A 21,693-nucleotide genomic window follows, 5' to 3' on the forward strand; every position below is an offset into this window, starting at 1 on the left:
GAGAATATTGAGTAAAGAGTTAATTAGGGACTGCTAAAACTACTTCAAAGAAGCAGCATATGTAGCCAAGGCATCAATATCATCATCGCTGAGGCCACGTGCCGCACTTCCCATTGTGCCATCCATATCAATTCGCGCACCAGATCGAATATTCTTCAGTTGAGTAACGAGGTATTCCTTGGATTGCCCAGCCAATCGTGCAATGTGTTTCTGACCCTGAAACTGCGGACCATGACAGGAGTTGCAATACTGGGTACTAGAGATTTGTTGCCCTTTGGCAATTTGATCGGCGTTACCTGATTTTGCAGGCGGCGCAGGCAAGCTAGCATAGTAAGCAGCAATATCGCGCATGTCCTGGTCGCTTAAGCCGGCCGCAAGCGCTGCCATTGCCCCACCATTACGCTGTTGCCCCCTAAACTGAATCAGTTGATACGTTATTGAGAGGGGCGGTTGTGCAGCAAGATTCGGAATCTCTGGAGAGATGCCAATCCCATTTTCGCCATGACAAGCAAAGCAGCTTTGTGCTTTGACTTTACCTACAGCAGCATCAGGTGGCGCAGCAGACGCATTTAACGACAGAAAAGAGAGATTGAAAAAGGCCACCACGAGGATGGCCTTAGTACTAATTACGAATTTCATTTGCCGTATGACACGCGGAAGATTGCACCAGTCTCATCATCCGATACCAGCATCGATCCGTCTTTGAGCATTTGGACATCTACTGGACGACCCCAGAAATTTTCACCCTCAAGCCAACCGGTAATGAATGGCTCTAGCTTGACTGGTTTGTTCTTGCCATCCAAAACTACGCGTACCACTTGATAGCCGGATTTCTTCGTTTTATTCCAAGAGCCATGCTCAGCAATAAAAATGTTGCCTTTGTATTCTGCTGGGAACATATTGCCGTTATAAAAACGCATACCCAAAGCAGCAACGTGAGCACCTAGTTTCATTTCTGGCTTATCAAACTCATCGCATGAACGGCCCTTACCGAACTCAGGATCCAAGAAGTCGCCTTGATGGCAGAACGGATAGCCGAAGTTCATCCCTTTATGAGCCAATCGATTTAAGGTGTCGTTTGGTAGGCTCTCATCCACCCAATCACGGCCATTATTGGTAAACCAAAGCTCTTTCGTACCCTTTTGGAAATCCATGCCAACGCTATTACGAACACCAGTAGCCACGTATTCCAAAATATTAGTTTTCAAGTTCAAGCGTACTATCGCAGCATGAGTAGCTGGCGGTACAACAATATTAGCTGGCGTACCGATCTGGAAATACAAATACTGTCCGTCAGGGCTTAATGTCATGAACTTCCAACCATGCGGCTCATCTTTAGGGAGTGCATCGAATACCACCACTGGTGCCGGTGGATTATCTAAGTTCTTTTCAATATTGTCATAGCGAATAATGCGTGATAGTTCAGCAACATAAAGTGAGCCGTTCACAAATGCAACGCCATTAGGACGATGCAAGCCTTTGGCAATTGTCTTCACTTCGCGTTTGCCGTCTTTTGTCACTACCGCATAAACATTTCCAGTAAAGCGAGTACCCACATAAACAGTGCCACTTGGAGACTCAGTCATGGAGCGGCCATTAGGCATGCCCGATGCCCACAGCTCTACCTTAAAGCCCGCAGGAACTTTGAGCTTGCTAACAGGGATCTCATCCGCAGGCATCGCAGAGATACCAGGAGGATTAGGCGCCAATGAAGGATTCATACCATCAGCCGTTCTACCTTGGGCCCAGGTTGGCGGAATACCGCTAGCTGGTGGAGCGGCCGGAGCCTGCGCGCCCGCAATGCTAACAACTGCCATACCGGCAGCAAACATTAGCGCGTAAAGAGTGTTGTGCTTCATTCTGAATCTCCCATGATTTTGTTTATTTTTTGGATAAAGCAATGCTATAGCATTTTTGTGTATCTAATTTAACCCATTCAATCTACTGCAGCGCAACAAATTAGCAACTTAAAACTGAAGTCGAGCACCCACAGTAATTGCTTGCGGCATACCCGCCTGATAGGCTGATGCTTGAGAGGCGATATTAAATGTCACGTACTGCCGATTAAATAAGTTAACCACTGAAGCATAAACAGAGGCCTGCTGTGTTACTTGATAGTTGGCTCTCATACCTACAACCGCATAAGCAGGTACCGGCAGTGAGCCCGTAGACATCCAAGAATTACCGACATATCGAACTGTTGTGGTGAGGCTGGCTTGCGGAACTGGGTAATAAGTAATGCCAGCATTAGCCATATTTTTTGGAACACCGCCAACCTGGGTATTAATAGGGTCAGTTGTAGCACTCCAAGTCAGGATGGTATTGGTGTAGCTATAACCACCATCCAAAGCCCACTGCGCATTCACATCGTGGTGATACTGCAGCTCAATACCGCGACTTAATAAATTTTGCTGGTTTGTGTAGTAGCTGACGTTTGTGAAGCCACCCGTACTCGCACTACAACCTGAAATACCTACCGCAGCACATAGACTAGTTGCAAAAGCTGCATTTGCATTGGTGATCTTGTAACTGGCAATTGCATTTTGAATGTAGTTATTAAAAGCAGTTAATTGCGCAAAACCACTCTTCCACCGATAGTCCGTTCCAACTTCATAACCCGTCATCGTTTCAGGCGTCAAATTCGGATTTGCTAGAGAGTAACCACTCACAGAGTTGCCATAACTGCGTAGAGTGTTATTCATACTAGGTGCATGAAAGGCTTGATAAGCAGCACCGCGCAAATCCCAATTAGATGTTGCCTTATAGAGCAATCCCAAAGATGGACTCAATTGCGTTTTACTCTGGTTAGGTATAGCTTGGTACAAAGGGTTTATGCCATTGGCGCCAGCGTTGTATGAAGTTGGGGTTTGGCTGTTCCAGGAATCAACACGTGCGCCTAGGGTTGTCTCAAGAGGAATTGCACTTGCACTGGATTTAATCTGGCCCAATAAACCATAAAAGTTTTGCTGACCCTGCGCATAACTTACAGAGTTCACAGCTCCTGATGCAACAAGATTATTCGTCTGGTTTGATGCGGAAATATTTCTGGCATCAAGCCCTACGATATATTGGTCTATTCCAGCAAAATTTAGATCATGCGTATATTGCGCTGATGCACCTACCGTGGAATAAGGATCCGTGTAATTGGCATTGATATATGGTTTATACGATGGTGCCGCTAAATTGTTAGCAGTTTGCTTGTAGAAATTGGTTGCTTGGTAGTAAACATTGACCTGCACTTTTTTATTGACATCCAGATTAGTAGTAGAGCCTCCCGCTACATCTGCCATCTGAATCAAATTAGGAGCAATCGCATAGTTATTACTTAAATCTGCCATCGTGCTGTAGCCCAATCTCAAAAAGGCATTCGTATCTTGAGTGGGCTTGAAGTAATTTTGTAAGCGGATATTCGAATTCTTGACGGCATCTGTACCCATGCCATTTTTAATATTACCTGGCGATCCCGGTGAAATCGTGGCGTAATTCTGAAAACCTTCGCTCGAGAAATAGTCTGCCGAGAAACGCATCTGCATGGCATCTGAAACAATTAAATCTTTTGATGCTGCAACATTGCCAGTGGCAAACGATCCGTAGCTAGCAGATACATCTTGGGAGCTATTTTTGGGTGTCTTAGTATTAATATTAATGACACCGCCCATGCCATAGTTACCCCACAAACTAGAAACGCCACCACGCACAAATTCCACAGATTCAATTGAGGACATGGGAACCAAATTCCATTGCACCGTTCCGTAGAAGGCATCATTCGCCGGTAGTCCATCTATTAAGACAAGGGTACGACCGTAACCCAAGCCACGCACATTAATGCTCTGCCCTGTTGGATCTTTTTGATAGTAGGGCACATCATTTAGAAAAACCCCAGGGACATTCTTAAGTACTTGGTCAATTGTTTGGTCAGGAGAGGCCTCTAAAACCTCCTTAGTCAGGATGGTGGTATTTAAGGACATCTGATCAAGCGGAGTACCTGAACGCGTTGCATTGACAACAACATCACTGAGCTTTTGATCGTAATCCGGAGGTGGCGCAACTTGTGCAATCGCCCCATACTGCGGAACGAGCAAAATAAGCGTCAAAAGACAAAAACTGGAGAGTGCCCCTTGACGCATTTCAGATAACTAAGCAGGCAACTACTTAGACTTAGTCTTGCCCATCAGAGAAGCTAGCAAGGGATTGGCGCTTGCTAGTTCTTTTTTGGATTTTGCCTTCTCATCTGCACCCAACTTAGGATTCTTAGCAGCGTTTTTCATTCCCTGCGCAGTTTTCAAAGCCAAGTTTTTATAGAGATCTGTTTTTTTCATTGTCATGATGAAGGTCTCCTGTTCTTGATCAAATTACTTACTTATTTGCTTACTAAGTTATTTACTTAGATATTTACTTAGTTATTTACTTGGTTAGTTATTTCGTGAGTGAGCGTGCTGCCAAACCCATAAACAACAATGACCAACCTTGCAATAGCAACTCGATCGCAATCAACATACCTGGAAGCCAAAGGCTAGAGTCTGGATAGCCGTTCATGATGAGAACGCCCATCAAGATGGAAATTGCTGATGACAAAACCAACCAGAACCATTCGCGAAAATGACGATGCTGAAATGCTGAGATCAAGCGCAGTACACCAGTCACAAAAAAGATTGCAGCTAGCCATAAAGTAATTGCCTCAAGCGCTGGAATTGGAAACGCCCAGGTAAAGATCGCTGCAGCAATATAAAGCGCTGCCAATATCAGTTGAATACCTACGCTTTTCCAACCTTGTGATTTAAGAGCATGCGCACCTTGGAGAATACCGCCCGCGAACAAGAAAATTCCCAAGACATTAACCGAGATAAAAGAAAACAAGGTTTGGCCTGCGATGCCAATCATGCCTAATACGATGAATAAAATTCCAAGGCCAATTAATGCGCCGGGAATTTTTGCTGCTGCACCCAATACTTTTGCACGGAGCTCTTGAATCTGAGCATTTGATAGTTCGGCCATAAAGGTACCTTTTTTCTAAATGAATGTTGTTAATAAAATCTAAATAATGCTAAGCAATTACAAAGCGTCTTCAACGGAATCTATAAATTGACGCACCGTGTTGTTAAAAGCTTCTGGCTGCTCAATATTCGATAAATGTGCCGCCTCCTCCAGTATCACCATTTTGGAGCGATCTATTAAGCGATGCAAAACAATACCTTGATCAACTGTACAAGCTGGATCATCACGCCCTGACAGCACTAGGGTGGGCGTCTTAATCTTAAGCAACATTGTACTTTGCGCCATATCGCGTACCGCACTACCGCAAGCCATATAGCCGTCAACGTTGGTACCCAAAATCATTTGGCGCACCTTCTCAATTTCTTGAGGGGCACGCTCAATAAATGGAGCGGTAAACCAGCGCTTAATCGTGCCTTCTACCAATCCAGCAATCCCTTGTGAGCGCGCAATTTCAAAACGCTCCTCCCACAAACTGCGTGGTGGCATTTCTGAAGCGGTATTACAAAGTGACAACGAGAGGATGCGGTCAGGAAAGCGAGCTCCTAGCTGCTGACCGATCATGCCGCCAATCGATAAACCCATGAAGTGCACTTTCTGAATGCCAAGAGCATCTAGCAATCCGATAGCATCATCCGCTAATTGAGCAATGGTGTAAGGACCAGCGCTAAGACCAGAGCCCCCATGCCCTCTTTTGTCATAGCGCAATACGCGATAGCGATCTGCTAATGCAGGAACGTTACCATCCCACATGCTGCCATTAGCCATCAAACTATTGGCGACTAGTAAAACGGGGCCGTCTTTGGGGCCATCAAAGCGATGGGCAACATCGACACCATTTACCTTAATGATTTTCTGATCCTGCATTTGAGTCATTTATTTCCACCCTATCTCAAGTTCTATTTATCTATTTGTCAGAGCATGTTAGATTATCCAACGAAACTATAAAAATACTAAGGAGACAAGATGCTTACAACACCCAAGTGCGGGAGAGGCACCCATAAGCGCAATAATCTTATCCTAGCGTTATGCCTTGCTTTTGGGGTGAGCCTTGCCAACGCGCAAAGCTATCCTAACCGCGCCGTAAAAATGATCGTGCCTCTAACTACAGGCTCAGGTGCCGATATTGCAGGTCGGGTTGTAGCCAAAAGCCTCACTGAGACCTGGAAACAGCCCGTCATTGTTGAAAACCGGCCTGGTGCTGGAGGACTCATTGGCACTGGAGTGGTTGTGAACTCTGAACCCGATGGATACACCCTATTAGTTCAATCAGCCTCCTATGCTGCCAATCCAGCAATATACAAAAAGCTGCCATATGACCCGCTAAAGAGTTTGGTTGATGTAGCTATTTTGGGACAAACACCTTATGTGATGATTACCGCCGCAGATGGTCCCTATCAATCTATTCGCGAACTTGTCATTGCAGCCAAATCCAAACCTAATGAAATTACTTTTGCATCTGCTGGTGTTGGCAGTTCAACCCACCTTGCTGCTGAATATTTCAATCAAGTCATGGGAATCAAACTCATTCACGTTCCTTACAAGGGATCGCCTGAAGCTATTCAGGACACCATGTCTGGGCGCACCGCTTTTTATATGGCTCCTTTGGATACTGCCATTGGTCAACTCAAAGGCGGCAAACTACGCGCCTTAGGAGTCACCAGCAAAACTCGCAATGCTGCAGTTCCCGACATTCCGAGTGTTGCCGAACAAGGCTATGCCAATTTTGAAATTGGTTTGTGGTTTGGTGTGTGGGCACCAGCAGCCACGCCACCTGCAATTGTGAAAAAGATTAATCAAGATATTAATCAAGCAATGCAAGACCCTGAAGTCAAAAATGCCTATGAAAGCAAAGGTATCAAGGCAACCCCAATGAGTCCCGCAGAATTTACAAAGTTTGTTCGCGAAGAAATGGGTAAATATCAAAAGATCGCCAAAGAAGCAGCCATTGAACCCCAGTAATTTGGCGCCTCTATGCCAAGCTCCGAGCAGTGAAGTACGCTCACCCCTGATCCAGTTCCCGGCAGGGGCTGTGGACTGTCATGCACATGTATGCGGTCCTGCTACGCAATTTCCGTATGCACAAGAGCGCATATATACACCGCCTGATGCCACCCTTGAAAGCTATCAAGCACTCTTAAAGATGTTAGGGGTGGATCGTGCAGTTTTAGTGCAGCCTAGTGTGTATGGCACAGATAACAGCGCGATGCTTGCTGCGCTGAAATCCAATCCCCAGCAATTGAGAGGTGTTGCGGTTATCTCTAACGATCCCCATAAAGCAACGGATCAAGATCTTGCAAACTTGCATGCGGCCGGAGTGAGAGGACTGCGTTGCAATATTGTCGATATCGCTGATAAATCAGCTGGGCTCCCAATAGAGCAACTAAAAAACCTAGCGAAACGGATTCAACCTTTTGGCTGGCATCTAGAGCTACTGATGCACGTGAATGAATACCCCGATCTTGCTAAGACCTTCGAAGATTTTCCGGTAGATTTAGTGTTTGGCCACTTTGGTTATACCCATGCAAAGTATGGTGTTGCTGATAAGGGATTTCAGGGGCTTCTCGATTTAATGAAGCATCAACGTGCTTGGGTCAAGATGACAGGGCCTTATCGTATCTGTGATGGCGATCTTCCTTATGTGGATATGCGTCCATTTAACGATGCTGTCATCAAGGCAAATCCCAATCGCTTAATCTGGGGAAGTGATTGGCCGCACGTCATGGTCAAGAAGCAAATGCCGCACGATGCTGATCTATGTGACCTTCTAGGATCTTGGGTTCAAGATACTAGCCTCAGAAATTCGATATTGGTCGATAACCCCTGTATTCTGTATGACTTTCTAGCCCTCAAAAGCTAGAGGACCTAAATCCCTAAAACATGAGAGACAGGTCTACATTTATGAATTTAGTAAGAGAGATTAAAAATCATTATGGATAACGTACTCACTGTTATTTTAGGAATCGTTGCAATACTCCTTCCCCTGGTTGTGGGTCGTCTTTTCTGGAAACGCTTTGATCATTACTTTGGTAGAGGTGATGAGGCCTATATGGATACCCTTGAATATTTCCTCAAAAAGATTGGCTCAACTGTTTTAGTGGCATTTGTTATTTTGTGGATTGGCATGAGCCTCGTATTTAACGGTAGCGCTTCATAAAATATCAACATCAGCATGAGCGATCAACTTAAAACCATTCTCCTTAAGGCAAAGCTCAACTTTGCGATCTTAGCTGCCATCTTGGTGATTGCCGTGTTGGGGAAATTTACCAATCCAGAGCTGACCAATAGTATTTTTGTCACGGCTGATCAATTGGTATCTGACCTTTACTTGGTATTTATTGCAATTACTTTGGGTGCCTTCATCCCTAATTTCGAACTCGTTGTATTTGGTGCGATTGCAGCCTTTATTGGTGCGGCTGTATTGATTCAGATGGGTATCTTCACTTACCTCACTACAGAGTACTTATTTGCAGTGCTGATTGTCGTTCTTGGATTTGCATCGATCGCTAACCTCTATAGGCACTATCGAGAGTTTAGATTTTAACAAATTAGCTTTGCCGATCATTCAAGTATTGATTGTGATTTGTTTTTAAGTCGGCGAGCTTTTGCCATAACGATGCTCTTGGTAAATTTATTTGTAATTTTTTCATTGAATTCTCAAGCTTACCTTCACGAGATAACAAAGCATCTATAGCCTTCTGGAGGTCCCTATGAATACTATCTCCATAAGCAGCATACGATTTTTCAAGTGCATCATTTAACTCTGAAATACGTGGGTTAAGCATGACAAGATCAATTACATCTCTACTGAACACCGCATCATCATTCCAGCGATCAGAGTTAGCTAGTAACTTGCTTGCCAACAAATCAACTCTCGTTAATGTAAAAATATTACCAATTCGATCTTTGGGGCCGGGGTCGTCAAATAAAATGCGCCCCTCCAAAACAATCTCAAATTTGATTTTACTTTCGCCTGACTGAATGATTGTGCGGATTCCATATTGGTCAGCCCTAAGCTCGCGGACCAGTATCAGATCGCTACCATCGCTGCTAATTGCATGAATACCATCAGGTCCAGTCAGAAGTTGGCGTAGATTTCGATAGCCATTCACATCAGAAACTAAAAAATCAATATCTACGGACTCACGGTACTCATCTTGTAATAGCGCAATCGCAGTGCCGCCACCAAAGTAACAGCAATGCTCTTTTAATAAATGATGATTTAACTGAGCCAAAACATGTTCAATGTTTTGATGGTGTTTACGCTTAAACAAACAACTGCTCCATACCTCTATTGATAGTCAGTCTTTGCATTAACTCTCTTTCATGATTTTCGAGATGCTCCAAATCCAAAAAACGTTTATTCCGCTCATAAATTGATATTGCCTCAGCATCCGTTAGATACCCCTCCTCATCCAACTGCCAAGCTAATGTCTTTAATTGCGGATAGTCTTTAATTCGAAGGTGTGGAGTATCAGGGCCCGCAATTTGTTTTGCGCACTCCTCAATCCCTTGATTACCCAGTGGTACTAAGCCCAAATGCAAATCCAGCACCTCGCATACCTGCAGATAGGCGCCCATATTGACGGTTGACTCACCCCTCTCAATGCGGTGCAATGTGACCCTTGAAATACCAGCCGCCCCAGCACATGATTGAGCGCGAATTTTCAAGGCCTTTCTTCTAGCGGTAATCTGCCCTCCCAAGCGCACAAGGACAGGTAGATTCTGTATAGTTTGATTATTGGGAGGTATAGTCATAATGTTTCCCATTATATACATTTATGAATATTTGTAAACTTTAAGAAACAATATTTAGAAATAATCAATGTTGGTAACTAGCTTTTCTTGATTTTGCATGAAATTTCAAGAATAATCTTGAAAAGCGAGGAAAATCCCATGGGAAACCTAAATTTAAGCAAATTCTCATCCCAGGCCAGCCCTGATGTATTGAATGGCCTGCACCAGATAGCTGATGCCGAGGGCCGTAAGTTTCATGCTGTCTTGGATGAGGCTTTCCGCGATTACCTCAATAAAAAAGGTTTTTCAATCAATAGCCGCATAGCGATGTCACACTTTGCTCAAAGCCTTCAAGAATTCGAAGATCTCTATAAAGAGCTTGCTAAGTAGTGTTTTATCTTTCAACCAAAGAGGTCATGTTGATGCATGGCGTCTTGATACATCAATTCGGCGGTTCAGCAGGCATCAGAGATATTGCCGCGCTTGAATCAGCCCTAAATCGCCCGCAATCTGGGTATTACAAGGATGTAATTAGTCAAGCAGCCGCACTGTTTGAAAGTCTTGCAATTAACCATCCTTTTGTTGATGGCAACAAAAGAATTGCGTTTGCTGTCATGGATACTTTTTTACGATTAAACGGCTTTCGCATCAAAGCCACACCTAAGACATTGCATATCAAGATTATCGGCATGTTTGAAAGCGGGGAATTAAAATTCGACTTTATTGATGCGTGGTTGCGCACAATATGTCAGCCTTCTTAATTCCCCTAATACCATACTCAAGCAATGATTTCTCAAGTTGGTTATTTTTCTAAGGCTCCATAAATAACAGCATTGAGTTGCTCACGATGCACCTTGCGAATTTCTCCTGGTGCAACACCCATCATCACCACTACCATTTGCTCTTTTGGATCAGCCCAGAAGATGGTTCCATAGGCGCCATTCCATGTGAAGTCGCCAACATTACCATTGATAGCTGATAGACCTCTGTCAGTGCGTACCGCTACACCCAAACCGAATCCATAACCCATACGGCCTGGCTCAGTGCCGCTCACATTATTTTTAATGTCCTTGTTGAGATGGTTTGATGTCATAAAGGCAACTGTTTGAGGTCCTAGCACTCTCTTGCCATCAAGACTTCCACCATTGAGCAACATTTGACCAAAGCGAATGTAATCACCAGCCGTTGAGTACGCGCATGAACCACCGCAATCAAACTTTACTTTCTGTGTATGGATATCGACCTTCTGTGATTTGCCAGTCAATGGATCTAATGGTAATGGTTGCGCTAAACGAGGACGATCTTTTTCGGCGAGGTCAAAAGTGGTATTTGGCATTCCGACCTTATTCCAGATGCGCTCTTGCATTACTGCACCCAGGGGTTTGCCTGCTATCTTCTCTTCAATAATGCCGAGCACATCTAGACCAAAACCATAGTCCCAAGCAGTGCCTGGCTCATAGAGCAAGGGATTACTAGCTAACTTGTCGATAAATTCTTGAGCGGTGTATTGCACCGCTGCTGGTGCAGATCCAGCTGGATAGGTCTTATGAACTGGAGTGGCGCCACGACCGCCATAAGTAAGACCATTGGTATGGCGCATCAAGTCTTGGATAGTGATTGGATTTTTTGCAGGAACTAGATTGAGCTTTCCGTCGGCATCAACTTGACCGACTTTCATATCCTTAAATTGTGGCAACCAATTGGAGATCGGCGCATTTAATGGAAGCTTGCCCTCTTCATAAAAAGTGAGCGCACTTACCGATGCCATAACCTTAGTCATCGACGCCAAATTGAAAATGGCATCCGTAGTCATCGGCTTGTTGTTTTCTTTATCTAAATACCCGTAAGGTTTAAAAATAGTCAGTTTGCCGTTTTTGGATACTGCTAGAACGGCACCAGCCATATTGTTGGCTGCAATCTGATCAGCAAAGAAAGCATCAATTCTTTTCAGACCCTCTTGGCTAAATCCTTGCCCCGGGGTTGCGCTGAGGGGCAATGGCGCTTTTGATGCATCGGCTGCAAATAGACTTGCACTAACTAATAAACCAGCAATAAGGCTGGTTGCCTGCATTTTTCTCATACTGTCTCCACTTTTTATTGTTGTTAATGGCAATTCTTGGGAATTTAGCTTTCTCTGAAGCTATTGAAGCAGAGTTTTCACAAAATATGTAATTTTGGGCTCTTTTATATGATTTTGGATATATAGAATAGATTTTTGAGTATTTGAAGGAATATTGAAAATACATGACAATCGAAGGCTATGTATAAATATGACTCTATCGACCAAACCCTTGTAGATCAACGGGTTGCCCAATTTAGGGACCAGGTTGCCCGGCGTTTGGATGGCAGCTTAGCCGAGGAAGAATTCCGCCCTCTAAGACTACAAAATGGCCTATATCACCAACGCCATGCATACATGCTGCGCGTTGCCATTCCCTATGGTTTATTTAGTGCAAAGCAATTACGTACCTTGGCACTCATCTCTGAAAAGTATGACCGTGGTTATGGCCACTTCACTACACGCCAGAACATTCAGTACAACTGGGTAACGCTAGAAGACACCCCAGATATTTTGGCTGAACTTGCCAAAGTAGAAATGCATGCTATTCAAACTTCAGGTAACTGCATTCGCAATATTACGAGTGATGCCTTTGCTGGTGTAGCTGCGGATGAATATGTTGATACTCGTCCGATTTGCGAGCTCCTACGTCAGTGGTCAACCCTTCATCCTGAATTTGCACACTTGCCACGTAAGTTTAAGTTTGCAGTGAACGGTGCTAAAGAAGATCGCACTGTATTGCTTTGTCATGATGTCGGTATTGAGCTGAAGAAAAATCCGAATGTTAATAATGGAGAATTGACTGCCGATATTTATGCCGGCGGTGGTATGGGTCGGACGCCAATATTAGGCTCACTCATTAAGCAAGGGCTTCCTTGGAATGTCCTACCTAGCTACCTCACAGCCTTGCTGCGTGTATATAACCGCTTTGGTCGTCGCGACAACCTCTATAAAGCCCGCATCAAGATCTTAGTAAAAGCCTTGGGTCCAGAAGAATTTGCTCGCCAAGTTGAAGGCGAGTGGGCTCATATTCAAAATAGCGATGACAACTTTACGCAAGCGGAGTGGGATCGCGTTGCTAAGCACTTTACAAAGCCGGCATACAAAACATTGCCTACGTTAAGTAACGAAGAAATTATTCATACTGCCGCCCAAACTGAGCAAGCAGCATTTGCTCGTTGGCTAGAGCGTAATGTCAAACCGCACCAAGTGCCTGGTTATGCCAGCGTGATTCTGTCGCTCAAGCCGCACGGTACGGTCGCGCCCGGTGATGCCACCACTGCGCAAATGATTGCCATTGCCGATCTTTCTGATCAATATAGTTTTGGTGAATTGCGTGCGACTCATGAACAAAACTTGGTACTTGCTGATGTTGAGAAAGCTAAGTTATATGAACTCTGGCAAGAGGCCAAAAAGCAAAAGGTTGCCCTGCCAAACGTTGGTTTACTGACTGACATCATTGCCTGCCCTGGTGGTGATTTCTGCTCTCTTGCAAATGCTAAATCCTTACCTATCGCCAAAGCTATTCAAGAGCGCTTTGATGATTTAGATTACTTATTTGATTTAGGAGACATTAGTCTCAATATCTCTGGATGCATTAACTCCTGCGGCCACCATCACGTTGGCAATATTGGCGTGCTCGGTGTCGATAAAGACGGCGAAGAGTGGTATCAAATCACCTTAGGTGGCGAGCAAGGCAACGATGCCTCTATCGGCAAAGTAATTGGCCCTTCTTTCTATGCTGATGAAATCCCAGATGTCATCACCAATGTGATCAACACCTACGTGGCACAGCGCAATGAAGATGAATCCTTTATCGAGGCCTATCGTCGCTTAGGAGTTACTCCATTCAAAGAAGCGGCCTATAAGGATAAAGGCAAAGATAAAAATGAAGCTGCTAAGAAAAAAGGGCAGGCCGAGAAGGCAATTGAAGGAGGTGCCGCATGAGTCAACTCAATATCGCCTCCCATTCCGAAATTGTGCACTTTCCAAAAGATGGCAGGCCTGCTTTAGCCTCTAATGACTGGCAAGTGTGGGGCGGCAGCCAGGACGAAGGCGGCCTACCGGATCTGGAACATGGTGCTCATAAAGTATTAGTACCATTTACTTGGTGGCTTGAGCATCATCATGAGGCTGATATCTTGGCACTGGCTAAGAATGGTCAGATTGGTGTGTGGTTTGCTACTGATGATGACATTCTTAAGCATGCTGATGTTATCGAGGCAGGTAAAAAGGTCTGGCCTCTCGTAGCAGCGCACTTCCCTATCTTTAGAGATGGCCGTAGTTTTAGTACCGCAGCCCTACTCAGAAATCGCTTTGCTTGGGAAGGAGAAATCCGCGCTATTGGCGATGTATTGATTGACCAGCTCTTGCAAGGTGCTCGTGTTGGCTTTGATAGCTTTGCTTTACGCCCTGATCAAAATTTAGATGTAGCTTTAAAACAGTTCGATTTGTATACAGTCACTACTCAAAATAGCTGGCGGGATAAACGCGCCACCTTAAGCGCGTAGGCAACAGAGAACATGAATAAACCTTCTACCAATAACAACAATACACTTGGCAAAGTGTATTTAGTGGGCGCAGGTCCTGGTGCTGTAGATCTCATTACAGTTCGTGGCGCCAAACTATTGGAGCAAGCGGATATTGTTTTCTACGACGCTTTGGTTGACCCTGAGATGCTGAAACTATGTCCACAAGCCGAGAAGATCGAAGTCGGTAAGCGTTGCGGCAAGCTATCTTCAGCACAGCAGTTTATTAATAAACGCTTAGTAGATGCCGCCCAGAAACATCAAGTGATTGTGCGTCTCAAGGGTGGCGATCCCATGTTGTTTGGGCGTGCCGACGAAGAAATCCAGACTCTCAAAGCCGCTGGGATTGAAATTCAGGTTGTGCCTGGGATCACTGCCGCACTGGCTGGTGCAGCCAGCATTCAACAGTCGCTGACATTGCGTGGAGTATCCCGTAGCGTGGCATTTATCACCTTAGCTCAGGGCGCCGAGAATGTCGCCCCAGGGCAGCCCATTTCCAATCCTACTGCTGACACTTTGGTGTATTACATGGGTCGCAAAGATGCGGCGCGTATTGCGCAGCAATTGATCGAACAAAGCCCCAATCAGAATGTCAGTACGCCTGTACAAATATTAGAGGCTGTGAGCACTCCACGTGAGCGCCTATGGACAAGCACTTTGGAAGAGTTGGCTGCTGGCAAAGCCGATCAATGGTTTGATAGCGCATCGCCTGCCCTGATCATGATTGGTGAGGCACTTGCAGGGCGCAACATGAGTTATAAACAGGTGCCAAACGATTCAACCTTAACTTTTGTGGCCCCAACCATTCCAAAGAGCAAAGCAGCTTAATACAAGCTCTTTACGCCGCGAGTGCCAATAAGGTAATGGCAGTAGGTGCCGATTCTGGATGCTGCTGGAATTTTTGCTCCACCTCCCAAATATCAACTGCCTCTTGCATGTGCAGCCAACTCTGAGGTGTTCCGCCAATCACTCGCGCGATACGTACGGCCATTTCTGCGCTAATACCTCTTTTCTCATGCAGGATCTCTGAAACAGTAAGACGACTCACCCCTAGGTGACTTGCAAGAACCGCTTGGGTAACGCCAAGAGCCGGCAATACATCTTCACGGAGAATTTCTCCGGGATGCGTAGGCCTACGATTTGTATTTCTTAAACTCTTCATTAATTTCTTCATTAGTGATAATCCTCCAAATCTACATACACTGCATTTTCACCATCAAATTTAAATGTCAGCCGCCAGTTACCAGAAACAAGTACAGCAAAAGTCTTTTTTCTTTTACCCTGCAGCTGATGAAAGCGATAACCCGGCAAATCCATATCCTCAGGAATAACTGCTGCATCCAGTCTATCCAGTATGCGAATGAGGCGAGCGGCATGCTGCGCTGGGATTGCCCTGTAACTTCCTTTTGAAAAAAAGAGTTCTAAACCTCGATGACTAAAAGATTGGATCATTAATACCTCTAACACTCAATCTCTTATTGTAATGTATCTAATTACACTGTAATGTATATCATTACATTTAGCAAGGTCTTAATTAAGGCCTAATTGCCTCAAACAAACTAAATGCTTCTTGCGCAAAATTCAAAACACGCCGGTACAAACCTTGGAAGCAGTGGGCATAGCACGCGAGCGTTTATGGACGAGCACCTTACAACAGTTTGCTGCAAGCAAAGCAGATCAATGGTTTGATAGCGCATCGCCTGCCCTCATCATAATTGGTTAGGCTTTGAGAACCTCTCGCACATTGGCCTCAGATACTACTGAGGAAAAAATGGATGAATGCCTGCAGAAAGCAAGTTAGAAGGGTTAACCTAAAGTTGCAATCATTTCAATCTTGGGTGCAACTGTTTGAACCATCTTTTCGATACCATGTCCTGGGTTACTAATCTTTTGTGACACCAAAAGGCCAATCTTTTCTAACAGTCCAATATCTTTATTGATAGCAGAGCGATCACGGTGCAATTTATGACTTAATTGCGTAATAGTTTTGGGCTCATTCATCACTTCCAGCATTAGACGTCTACGCGCCTCAGATAGCACCATAAACATCTCTTGCGGGTCTTCAAACGAAAAGGTGGCCGATTTCTTGAGCGCCTCTCCACGATCACTTTTTTGGGCGACCTTTTTAGCGCGATCAAAGAAACCTTCAACCGTATCGGTACGAATTATCATCTTTGTCATTTTTTATCCTTATTTACTTCCTTGATAATTTCTTGCCATTCTTTTTCAAAACGTTCTAATGTTTTTTTATAGCTTACAAAAGTTACTGGGGTAACCTTACCCATGTAATGCTTGTGGTGATAGTCATGAGCATTGTCAAATCCAAGCACTCTGCCATTATCTTTTTGGCAAATCAACCGATTCATATATGCCAGGTTATAGCGAGTCACTACTGTTTTACCCTCACTGATATAACCCCACACTTCAAAGCTCAAAACACCACCACCGCTACCTGCCTTTAACTTAAATGTTTCTCGTTCAATTAAGGATTCAAGCACAGGCCTGACTTTTAATGATTACAACCCTATATTTCGCCCCCCAAAATCGACAATCGCCTGCAAGACAGCCAAATCCTCACCAACAGCAGGCGTAGCGCCTAATTGAATGCTGGGGAATTTACCTCGGCATTCTTCCAGCAATACTGGAAAATCATTTCGCAGGTGACCGCCCTGCCCAAAGAAAACAGGCACTACAGTAATTTGAGTGGCACCACCGGCAGCCAAAGAAGTCACCGCCCCCTCTAATGATGGCTGCATCATTTCCAAGAAAGCCAACTCTACAGGTGTGCTGGGATGCTGCTCTTGCCATAAAGCAGCCAAACGATCAAAAGGCTCGCGCCAGCGGTTATCACGGGCACCGTGCCCAAACAAGATAATGGCTTTCATAGATGGCTATACACTCTCATTAATATGCTTTAACCGATAGCTTAACCTTATTTTGAAGATCAGATCAGACAGCCTATGACTAACTTACTCAGTCAAACTTGGTTCATCGCACTCATGAGCGTAACGCTGATTGGAGCAGTTCTCTCAGCCGTTCACCATGCTGAAGTGATTGCCCATAAAACTGGTGAGCCATTTGGCACACTGATACTGTCGATTAGCGTCACCATTATTGAGGTATCCCTCATCATCTCGATGATGCTTGCCGGTCATGAAGGATCTGAGTTCATTGCCAGAGATGCAGTATTCGCCACTGTCATGATTGTGATTAATGGTGTGATTGGCCTCTGTATATTTATGGGTGGCTTAACGCATCATGAGATGACTTTCCGCAATGAAGGGACGAATTCAGCATTAGCGGTACTAACTGCTCTTGCAACCTTTATCTTGGTCATGCCAATTGTTACTGTGAGTACGCCTGGGCCAGATTTCACCAAGAGCCAATTAGCATTTGCAGGCATCGCTTCATTTGCTCTTTATATTGCATTTCTCTTCTTCCAGACAGTCAGTCATCGTGACTACTACCTTCCTAAGGCAGAAGATAAAAAAACGGATAGTAATTTTCATGCTCTCAAACCTAGCAATATGAAGACTGCGGTTAGTGGAGCACTGCTGATACTCTCTCTAATTACCGTAGTAGGCCTTGCGGAGCTACTGAGTCCAGCCATTGAGCGCGGTGTTGCTGCTGCTGGTGCGCCTAAAACGATTGTGGGCATTGCCATTGCACTACTGGTATTAATGCCAGAAGGCTTTGCGGCTGTTAGAGCAGCCAAGGCCAATCGATTGCAAAGTAGTTTGAACTTGGCTCTGGGTTCTGCATTGGCCAGTATTGGTTTAACCATCCCCACTGTTGCAGCCATTGCGATCTTCTTTAATCTCCCCCTCAGCCTGGGAATCAGTGATCTCAATATGACACTGATGTATTTGTCATTCTTTATTGGGGCACTAACACTAGCGATTGGTAGAACTACCCTCTTACAAGGCGTAGTTCACATCATCATCTTCTTGGAATATTTGTTCTTAAGCTTGGTACCGTAATCAGAAAGCAGCTATAGCAAAGGTAGCAATTTGCCAAAAAACTTGTTTGGTCATCCACTCATCAGAATCGTTTATCTATTCTTAATGAGATACGCCTGGCAAAGATCATTTAATCATTCTCAAGAAACTGAGGAGTTGCCACAAGAGCATTACAAGTGCAAGAATAGCTAAAACCAAGGGACTTAACTCTATTCGGAATAGGCGCACTCTTTTATTAACGTACTCAATTGATAGCATTGAAGTCTTCCTTGGAATTTGCTCAGCTAATAAGCGTAAACCAATCTCAATATCTCATTACCAGCCAATTACGTATTGTTTTGAAAGAAACAGATGATTCGCTCGTGACCAATATAAAAAATCAATGATCACAAAGCGCAATCTAAACGCCATTCGCATTCTCAATAGTCTATTTTTAATATTTATTAGCGATATTGCATAATTACAGCAACAGTATTGACGTCAATTATCTAAAAAAATTGATTTTAGAACTTATAATTAGCCTATGATCAGTTTACTGTCCGCCTTCTTTTCATCCTTTATTGCGACTTTGCTCATTATTCGCTTTGAGCATCTTCACAGCCATCTTTCTGCAGACTCTGATTTATCAGGACCCCAAAAATTTCATAAGAATGCCGTTCCCAGAATTGGCGGAGTAAGCATAGCCCTGGGCGTATTGATTGCGTTACTTCTAAAGCTGCAAGTACAGGCCAATTCCACTATTGAAATCACCCTGCTTGTTTGTGCTATCCCAGTATTTGCGATTGGACTAACAGAAGACCTCACTAAAAAGATTAGTGTACGTATGAGGCTGTTTTTTACCGCAATAGGCGCGCTCATGGCGATCAATCTTTTAGGCATTCAAATTACGAAGCTGGATATACCCGGAATAGATTACCTCTTGGGCTTTTCGCCAATCGCAATTGTATTTACTGTTTTTGCAGTTACTGGACTGTCAAATGCTTACAACATCATTGATGGCTTCAATGGCCTTTCTAGCATGGTGGGAATGATTACGCTCATGGCACTTGGATATATGAGCTATGTACTTGCAGATCCGCTCATGATTTCTTTAAGCTTCATGATGGTTGCGGCAATACTGGGCTTCTTTGTTTGGAATTACCCTAGAGGACTTGTTTTCTTGGGGGATGGTGGCGCTTATTTAATTGGTTTTTGGATTGCCATCATCAGCATCATGCTGGTATCAAGACATGACAACGTATCTCCATGGTTTGCATTACTTGTCAATGGCTACCCTATTCTAGAAACCCTCTTTACTATCTACAGAAGAAAAATTCACCAAGGTAAAAGTCCTGGGCAGCCAGATGGCATTCACTTTCATTCGTTGATTTTTAGACGCGTTCTCAACTCAAATCATAGCGGCACAAAAAAGACAGACTGGTTTACTGATAACGCCAAAACATCTCCTTACCTTTGGGTCCTCACCAGCTTCGCTATTGTTCCAGCAATTCTTTGGTGGCAATCAACCCCTATTTTGATTGGATTTTTTGTTCTCTACATCTTGAGTTATGTATGGCTCTATAAGAGAATTGTGAGTTTTAGAACGCCAGGGTGGATGCATCCAATAAAATAGATTTAGATTTTTATAGGGTCACCAGAAATATGCAGCTCAATGATGTAATACTATTACCCCCATAGCGGGCGGATTACCTATCAATCGAGCTCATAATCTCATCCATCTTTTCTTGAAGTCTTTTTTCAGACTCCTCTGTCACCTCAAGGATGGTCTATATTTCAAGACTTGGATTTTCTGTGCCACCTTTTGCTACATTAGTGAATGCTTCGGTCACCTTTGATCTAAGCTCACCAGCTACCTTGTGATAAGCAGTCCATTGATCTAAGAGTTCATAAAACAAATTCTGAGCTTCTTCAATTTTCATAATGACAATACCCAATTTTCCAGTGCTAGATTTGGAACTCTTTTAAACTCTCGCAAATTGTTGGTAACCAGCATCAAGCCCTGGCTGATAGCATGGGCTGCAATATGAATATCATTCTCAACAATGATTTCCCCTTTCTTCTCCAAGGCTGCTTTAATTTGACCATATTGTTGCGATGCTTTTGCGTCATAAGGCAAAACCTCAAGATGACTGATGAACTCTTCAATTGCTTCTAAATTTTTATCCCCGTTGGAACTTTTTTCTGCACCGTAAATTAATTCCGATAAGGTAATGCTAGAAATCGCCATGCGACTGGCATTCGTATTAAAAATTTCCAGCACTTCCTTAGGCCTACGCTTTAGAACATAAATGACAATGTTGGTATCGAGAAAATACTTGAGCATTACAAGCTTTCCCTCTCAACTAGTTTTTGTATTCCGCGCTCATTCATAAAGTCATCAGATACCGCTGGACCATTTAGGAAAAAGTTATCCCAGGTATTTTCAATCGGAGTAATGATCCGTTCGCGACCTCGAATACGCACGATTACCTTTTTCACTTCATCAGGCAAACGCGCCTCAGCAGGCATTCTGACTGCCTGGCTTCGATTGTTGGTAAACACCGTTGTAATCGCTATTGTCATCACTTACTCCTATGTATATAGCAATAGTATATAGCAGTAGGCAATGGGTGTAAATACTCTATTTGCCTGAATCAGGCACCCGATACATTGAGTTAGCGAGCTTAAGTCTTTTAGGTCAACGTTTCCAATTGGCTGTAGCTGCCCTATTCATTTGTATCGAGTCCAGGGCTGCTAGCCTTGCAACCTGAACGTAATAGTCTAAGCCGATTTTTACCACTTCTTGTTTTATATTTTCAAGCTGCTCATTGAGTGCCTGAAATTTTTGGATGCACTCCATGATGTGATGCATTAAGTAACTTCACTCATCTATAGACTTCACGACGATTTCCAATCTCGATCACTAAGACCATCATCTGTCCGTCTACGATATTGCAGATCACTCTAATATCGCCCACTCTGTACCGCCAATATTCACCTATCTTGGGGCCTTTTAAATTTTTACCCAAAGAACGTGGGTCATCTAACGCCGCAACGCGCTCATCCATATAATCAACTACGCGTAATGCAGTTTGCTTATCTAATTTTTTGAGCTGCTTACTTGTAGACTCCGCGTACTTAATGATCCAGGCCAAGATCTTTCCTTACCTGGGTAGCATCTAATAGTTTTTCGCTGCCTCTACGCACTCGCTCCATTGTTGCGTCAGCCAAATAAAAATCCTCAAGGTCATCCAACCCGCCCTCAATAAGCTCACGCAAATAATACGATTTAGCCCTACCGGTTTGGGCAACCAATTGATCTAATCTTTGCTCGATCTCTGGATCAAGCCGAATTGAAACAGCCATGATTTTTCTCCTAAAAAGCACCAATTTGGATATTGTATCGTATGTATAACATTAAATACATGTATTTATTTAG

At 44.0% G+C, this 21,693-nt stretch carries 31 protein-coding genes; 12 read left to right on the top strand and 19 right to left on the bottom strand.

The window, feature by feature from the left end; all coding sequences use genetic code 11:
- Window positions 1-39: 39 nt before the first annotated feature.
- The 6 genes from ICN36_RS04015 to pcaD form a co-directional block, all read right to left on the bottom strand.
- Window positions 40-639, bottom strand: a complete 600-nt coding sequence (locus tag ICN36_RS04015; RefSeq protein WP_216227102.1) for a cytochrome c — start codon at window positions 637-639, stop codon at window positions 40-42.
- Window positions 636-1,859, bottom strand: coding sequence for a sorbosone dehydrogenase family protein (locus ICN36_RS04020; RefSeq protein ID WP_255531226.1), 1,224 nt, complete (start codon window positions 1,857-1,859; stop codon window positions 636-638). The genes ICN36_RS04015 and ICN36_RS04020 overlap by 4 nt, the downstream gene beginning before the upstream one ends.
- 108 nt (window positions 1,860-1,967) lie before the next feature.
- Window positions 1,968-4,127 carry a TonB-dependent receptor gene (locus ICN36_RS04025; protein ID WP_216227103.1) on the bottom strand — a complete coding sequence of 720 codons (2,160 nt, stop codon included), beginning with the start codon at window positions 4,125-4,127 and terminating at the stop codon, window positions 1,968-1,970.
- Between the two features lie 21 nt (window positions 4,128-4,148).
- Window positions 4,149-4,325, bottom strand: a complete 177-nt coding sequence (locus ICN36_RS04030; protein WP_215359267.1) for a hypothetical protein — start codon at window positions 4,323-4,325, stop codon at window positions 4,149-4,151.
- Window positions 4,326-4,416: 91 nt separating this feature from the next.
- Entirely contained in the window at window positions 4,417-4,995 is a 579-nt protein-coding gene (locus ICN36_RS04035) for an HdeD family acid-resistance protein (protein WP_216227104.1), read from the bottom strand.
- Between the two features lie 57 nt (window positions 4,996-5,052).
- Window positions 5,053-5,868 (bottom strand): 3-oxoadipate enol-lactonase, encoded by an 816-nt coding sequence (gene pcaD, locus ICN36_RS04040; RefSeq protein ID WP_216227105.1) that lies wholly within the window; start codon window positions 5,866-5,868, stop codon window positions 5,053-5,055.
- 90 nt (window positions 5,869-5,958) lie between these two features.
- On the opposite strand from pcaD, the gene ICN36_RS04045 reads away from it, so the two are divergent.
- The 4 genes from ICN36_RS04045 to ICN36_RS04060 all read left to right on the top strand — a co-directional run bounded on the left by ICN36_RS04045 (window position 5,959) and on the right by ICN36_RS04060 (window position 8,536).
- Window positions 5,959-6,954, top strand: a complete 996-nt coding sequence (locus ICN36_RS04045) for a tripartite tricarboxylate transporter substrate binding protein (protein WP_216227106.1) — start codon at window positions 5,959-5,961, stop codon at window positions 6,952-6,954.
- Complete coding sequence (locus ICN36_RS04050; RefSeq protein WP_216227107.1) at window positions 6,941-7,852, top strand: amidohydrolase; 912 nt, start codon at window positions 6,941-6,943, stop codon at window positions 7,850-7,852. The genes ICN36_RS04045 and ICN36_RS04050 overlap by 14 nt, the downstream gene beginning before the upstream one ends.
- A 72-nt stretch (window positions 7,853-7,924) precedes the next feature.
- A complete protein-coding gene (locus ICN36_RS04055) occupies window positions 7,925-8,149 on the top strand; it encodes a hypothetical protein (RefSeq protein WP_216227108.1) in 225 nt (74 codons plus the stop codon).
- A gap of 15 nt (window positions 8,150-8,164) precedes the next feature.
- The gene (locus ICN36_RS04060) at window positions 8,165-8,536 is read left to right on the top strand and encodes a hypothetical protein (RefSeq protein WP_216227109.1); all 372 of its coding nucleotides are present in this window, start codon (window positions 8,165-8,167) and stop codon (window positions 8,534-8,536) included.
- Between the two features lie 4 nt (window positions 8,537-8,540).
- Here ICN36_RS04060 and ICN36_RS04065 read toward each other — a convergent pair whose 3' ends face one another.
- Window positions 8,541-9,266, bottom strand: a complete 726-nt coding sequence (locus ICN36_RS04065; protein ID WP_216227110.1) for a nucleotidyl transferase AbiEii/AbiGii toxin family protein — start codon at window positions 9,264-9,266, stop codon at window positions 8,541-8,543.
- The gene (locus tag ICN36_RS04070) at window positions 9,259-9,750 is read right to left on the bottom strand and encodes a helix-turn-helix domain-containing protein (protein WP_216227111.1); all 492 of its coding nucleotides are present in this window, start codon (window positions 9,748-9,750) and stop codon (window positions 9,259-9,261) included. Before ICN36_RS04070 ends, ICN36_RS04065 begins: the two co-directional genes overlap by 8 nt.
- Before the next feature lie 138 nt (window positions 9,751-9,888).
- On the opposite strand from ICN36_RS04070, the gene ICN36_RS04075 reads away from it, so the two are divergent.
- Entirely contained in the window at window positions 9,889-10,119 is a 231-nt protein-coding gene (locus tag ICN36_RS04075; RefSeq protein WP_215321531.1) for a hypothetical protein, read from the top strand.
- The gene (locus ICN36_RS04080) at window positions 10,119-10,490 is read left to right on the top strand and encodes a type II toxin-antitoxin system death-on-curing family toxin (protein ID WP_370623410.1); all 372 of its coding nucleotides are present in this window, start codon (window positions 10,119-10,121) and stop codon (window positions 10,488-10,490) included. The genes ICN36_RS04075 and ICN36_RS04080 overlap by 1 nt, the downstream gene beginning before the upstream one ends.
- A 41-nt stretch (window positions 10,491-10,531) precedes the next feature.
- Here ICN36_RS04080 and ICN36_RS04085 read toward each other — a convergent pair whose 3' ends face one another.
- Entirely contained in the window at window positions 10,532-11,809 is a 1,278-nt protein-coding gene (locus ICN36_RS04085; RefSeq protein WP_216227113.1) for a serine hydrolase, read from the bottom strand.
- A gap of 180 nt (window positions 11,810-11,989) precedes the next feature.
- Here ICN36_RS04085 and ICN36_RS04090 point away from each other — a divergent pair, with 180 nt between their 5' ends.
- From ICN36_RS04090 to cobA, 3 genes are read left to right on the top strand one after another with little or no spacing between them, the layout of a single operon-like run.
- A complete protein-coding gene (locus ICN36_RS04090) occupies window positions 11,990-13,735 on the top strand; it encodes a nitrite/sulfite reductase (protein WP_216227114.1) in 1,746 nt (581 codons plus the stop codon).
- Entirely contained in the window at window positions 13,732-14,298 is a 567-nt protein-coding gene (locus ICN36_RS04095; RefSeq protein WP_216227115.1) for a DUF934 domain-containing protein, read from the top strand. Before ICN36_RS04090 ends, ICN36_RS04095 begins: the two co-directional genes overlap by 4 nt.
- Before the next feature lie 12 nt (window positions 14,299-14,310).
- Window positions 14,311-15,144: a uroporphyrinogen-III C-methyltransferase gene (gene cobA / locus ICN36_RS04100; protein ID WP_216227116.1), complete on the top strand. Its 834-nt coding sequence runs from the start codon at window positions 14,311-14,313 to the stop codon at window positions 15,142-15,144.
- Window positions 15,145-15,154: 10 nt separating this feature from the next.
- On the opposite strand, the gene ICN36_RS04105 is transcribed toward cobA, so the two are convergent.
- Window positions 15,155-15,478: a HigA family addiction module antitoxin gene (locus ICN36_RS04105; protein WP_215322255.1), complete on the bottom strand. Its 324-nt coding sequence runs from the start codon at window positions 15,476-15,478 to the stop codon at window positions 15,155-15,157.
- 11 nt (window positions 15,479-15,489) lie between these two features.
- Window positions 15,490-15,768, bottom strand: coding sequence for a type II toxin-antitoxin system RelE/ParE family toxin (locus tag ICN36_RS04110; RefSeq protein WP_216227117.1), 279 nt, complete (start codon window positions 15,766-15,768; stop codon window positions 15,490-15,492).
- A 118-nt stretch (window positions 15,769-15,886) separates the two neighbouring features.
- Between ICN36_RS04110 and ICN36_RS04115 the strand changes: the two genes are divergently transcribed.
- The gene (locus tag ICN36_RS04115) at window positions 15,887-16,039 is read left to right on the top strand and encodes a hypothetical protein (RefSeq protein WP_216227118.1); all 153 of its coding nucleotides are present in this window, start codon (window positions 15,887-15,889) and stop codon (window positions 16,037-16,039) included.
- An 83-nt stretch (window positions 16,040-16,122) separates the two neighbouring features.
- Here the strand turns inward: ICN36_RS04115 and ICN36_RS04120 are convergent, their stop codons facing one another.
- Genes ICN36_RS04120 through ICN36_RS04130 form a run of 3 tightly spaced genes read right to left on the bottom strand, consistent with a single transcriptional unit; the run spans window position 16,123 to window position 17,201 of the window.
- Window positions 16,123-16,497, bottom strand: coding sequence for a hypothetical protein (locus ICN36_RS04120; protein ID WP_216227119.1), 375 nt, complete (start codon window positions 16,495-16,497; stop codon window positions 16,123-16,125).
- Window positions 16,494-16,814: a DUF6516 family protein gene (locus ICN36_RS04125; RefSeq protein WP_216227120.1), complete on the bottom strand. Its 321-nt coding sequence runs from the start codon at window positions 16,812-16,814 to the stop codon at window positions 16,494-16,496. Before ICN36_RS04125 ends, ICN36_RS04120 begins: the two co-directional genes overlap by 4 nt.
- Window positions 16,815-16,832: 18 nt before the next feature.
- Window positions 16,833-17,201, bottom strand: coding sequence for a sirohydrochlorin chelatase (locus tag ICN36_RS04130; protein ID WP_216227121.1), 369 nt, complete (start codon window positions 17,199-17,201; stop codon window positions 16,833-16,835).
- A gap of 75 nt (window positions 17,202-17,276) precedes the next feature.
- Here ICN36_RS04130 and ICN36_RS04135 point away from each other — a divergent pair, with 75 nt between their 5' ends.
- Window positions 17,277-18,296 carry a calcium:proton antiporter gene (locus tag ICN36_RS04135; protein ID WP_216227122.1) on the top strand — a complete coding sequence of 340 codons (1,020 nt, stop codon included), beginning with the start codon at window positions 17,277-17,279 and terminating at the stop codon, window positions 18,294-18,296.
- Window positions 18,297-18,798: 502 nt separating this feature from the next.
- Complete coding sequence (locus tag ICN36_RS04140; RefSeq protein ID WP_216227123.1) at window positions 18,799-19,887, top strand: glycosyltransferase family 4 protein; 1,089 nt, start codon at window positions 18,799-18,801, stop codon at window positions 19,885-19,887.
- A gap of 154 nt (window positions 19,888-20,041) precedes the next feature.
- On the opposite strand, the gene ICN36_RS04145 is transcribed toward ICN36_RS04140, so the two are convergent.
- The 5 genes from ICN36_RS04145 to ICN36_RS04165 all read right to left on the bottom strand — a co-directional run bounded on the left by ICN36_RS04145 (window position 20,042) and on the right by ICN36_RS04165 (window position 21,620).
- Window positions 20,042-20,194, bottom strand: a complete 153-nt coding sequence (locus ICN36_RS04145) for a hypothetical protein (protein WP_216227124.1) — start codon at window positions 20,192-20,194, stop codon at window positions 20,042-20,044.
- Window positions 20,191-20,598 carry a tRNA(fMet)-specific endonuclease VapC gene (gene vapC, locus ICN36_RS04150; protein WP_216227125.1) on the bottom strand — a complete coding sequence of 136 codons (408 nt, stop codon included), beginning with the start codon at window positions 20,596-20,598 and terminating at the stop codon, window positions 20,191-20,193. The genes ICN36_RS04145 and vapC overlap by 4 nt, the downstream gene beginning before the upstream one ends.
- Window positions 20,598-20,837 (bottom strand): type II toxin-antitoxin system VapB family antitoxin, encoded by a 240-nt coding sequence (gene vapB, locus ICN36_RS04155; protein WP_216862028.1) that lies wholly within the window; start codon window positions 20,835-20,837, stop codon window positions 20,598-20,600. Before vapB ends, vapC begins: the two co-directional genes overlap by 1 nt.
- Window positions 20,838-21,139: 302 nt before the next feature.
- Entirely contained in the window at window positions 21,140-21,409 is a 270-nt protein-coding gene (locus ICN36_RS04160; RefSeq protein ID WP_216227126.1) for a type II toxin-antitoxin system RelE/ParE family toxin, read from the bottom strand.
- Window positions 21,393-21,620 (bottom strand): ribbon-helix-helix protein, CopG family, encoded by a 228-nt coding sequence (locus ICN36_RS04165; RefSeq protein WP_215313943.1) that lies wholly within the window; start codon window positions 21,618-21,620, stop codon window positions 21,393-21,395. The genes ICN36_RS04160 and ICN36_RS04165 overlap by 17 nt, the downstream gene beginning before the upstream one ends.
- Between the last annotated feature and the right edge of the window lie 73 nt (window positions 21,621-21,693).

The sequence above is a fragment of the Polynucleobacter sp. UK-Gri1-W3 genome, assembly GCF_018881595.1.
In the GTDB taxonomy this organism is placed as follows: domain Bacteria; phylum Pseudomonadota; class Gammaproteobacteria; order Burkholderiales; family Burkholderiaceae; genus Polynucleobacter.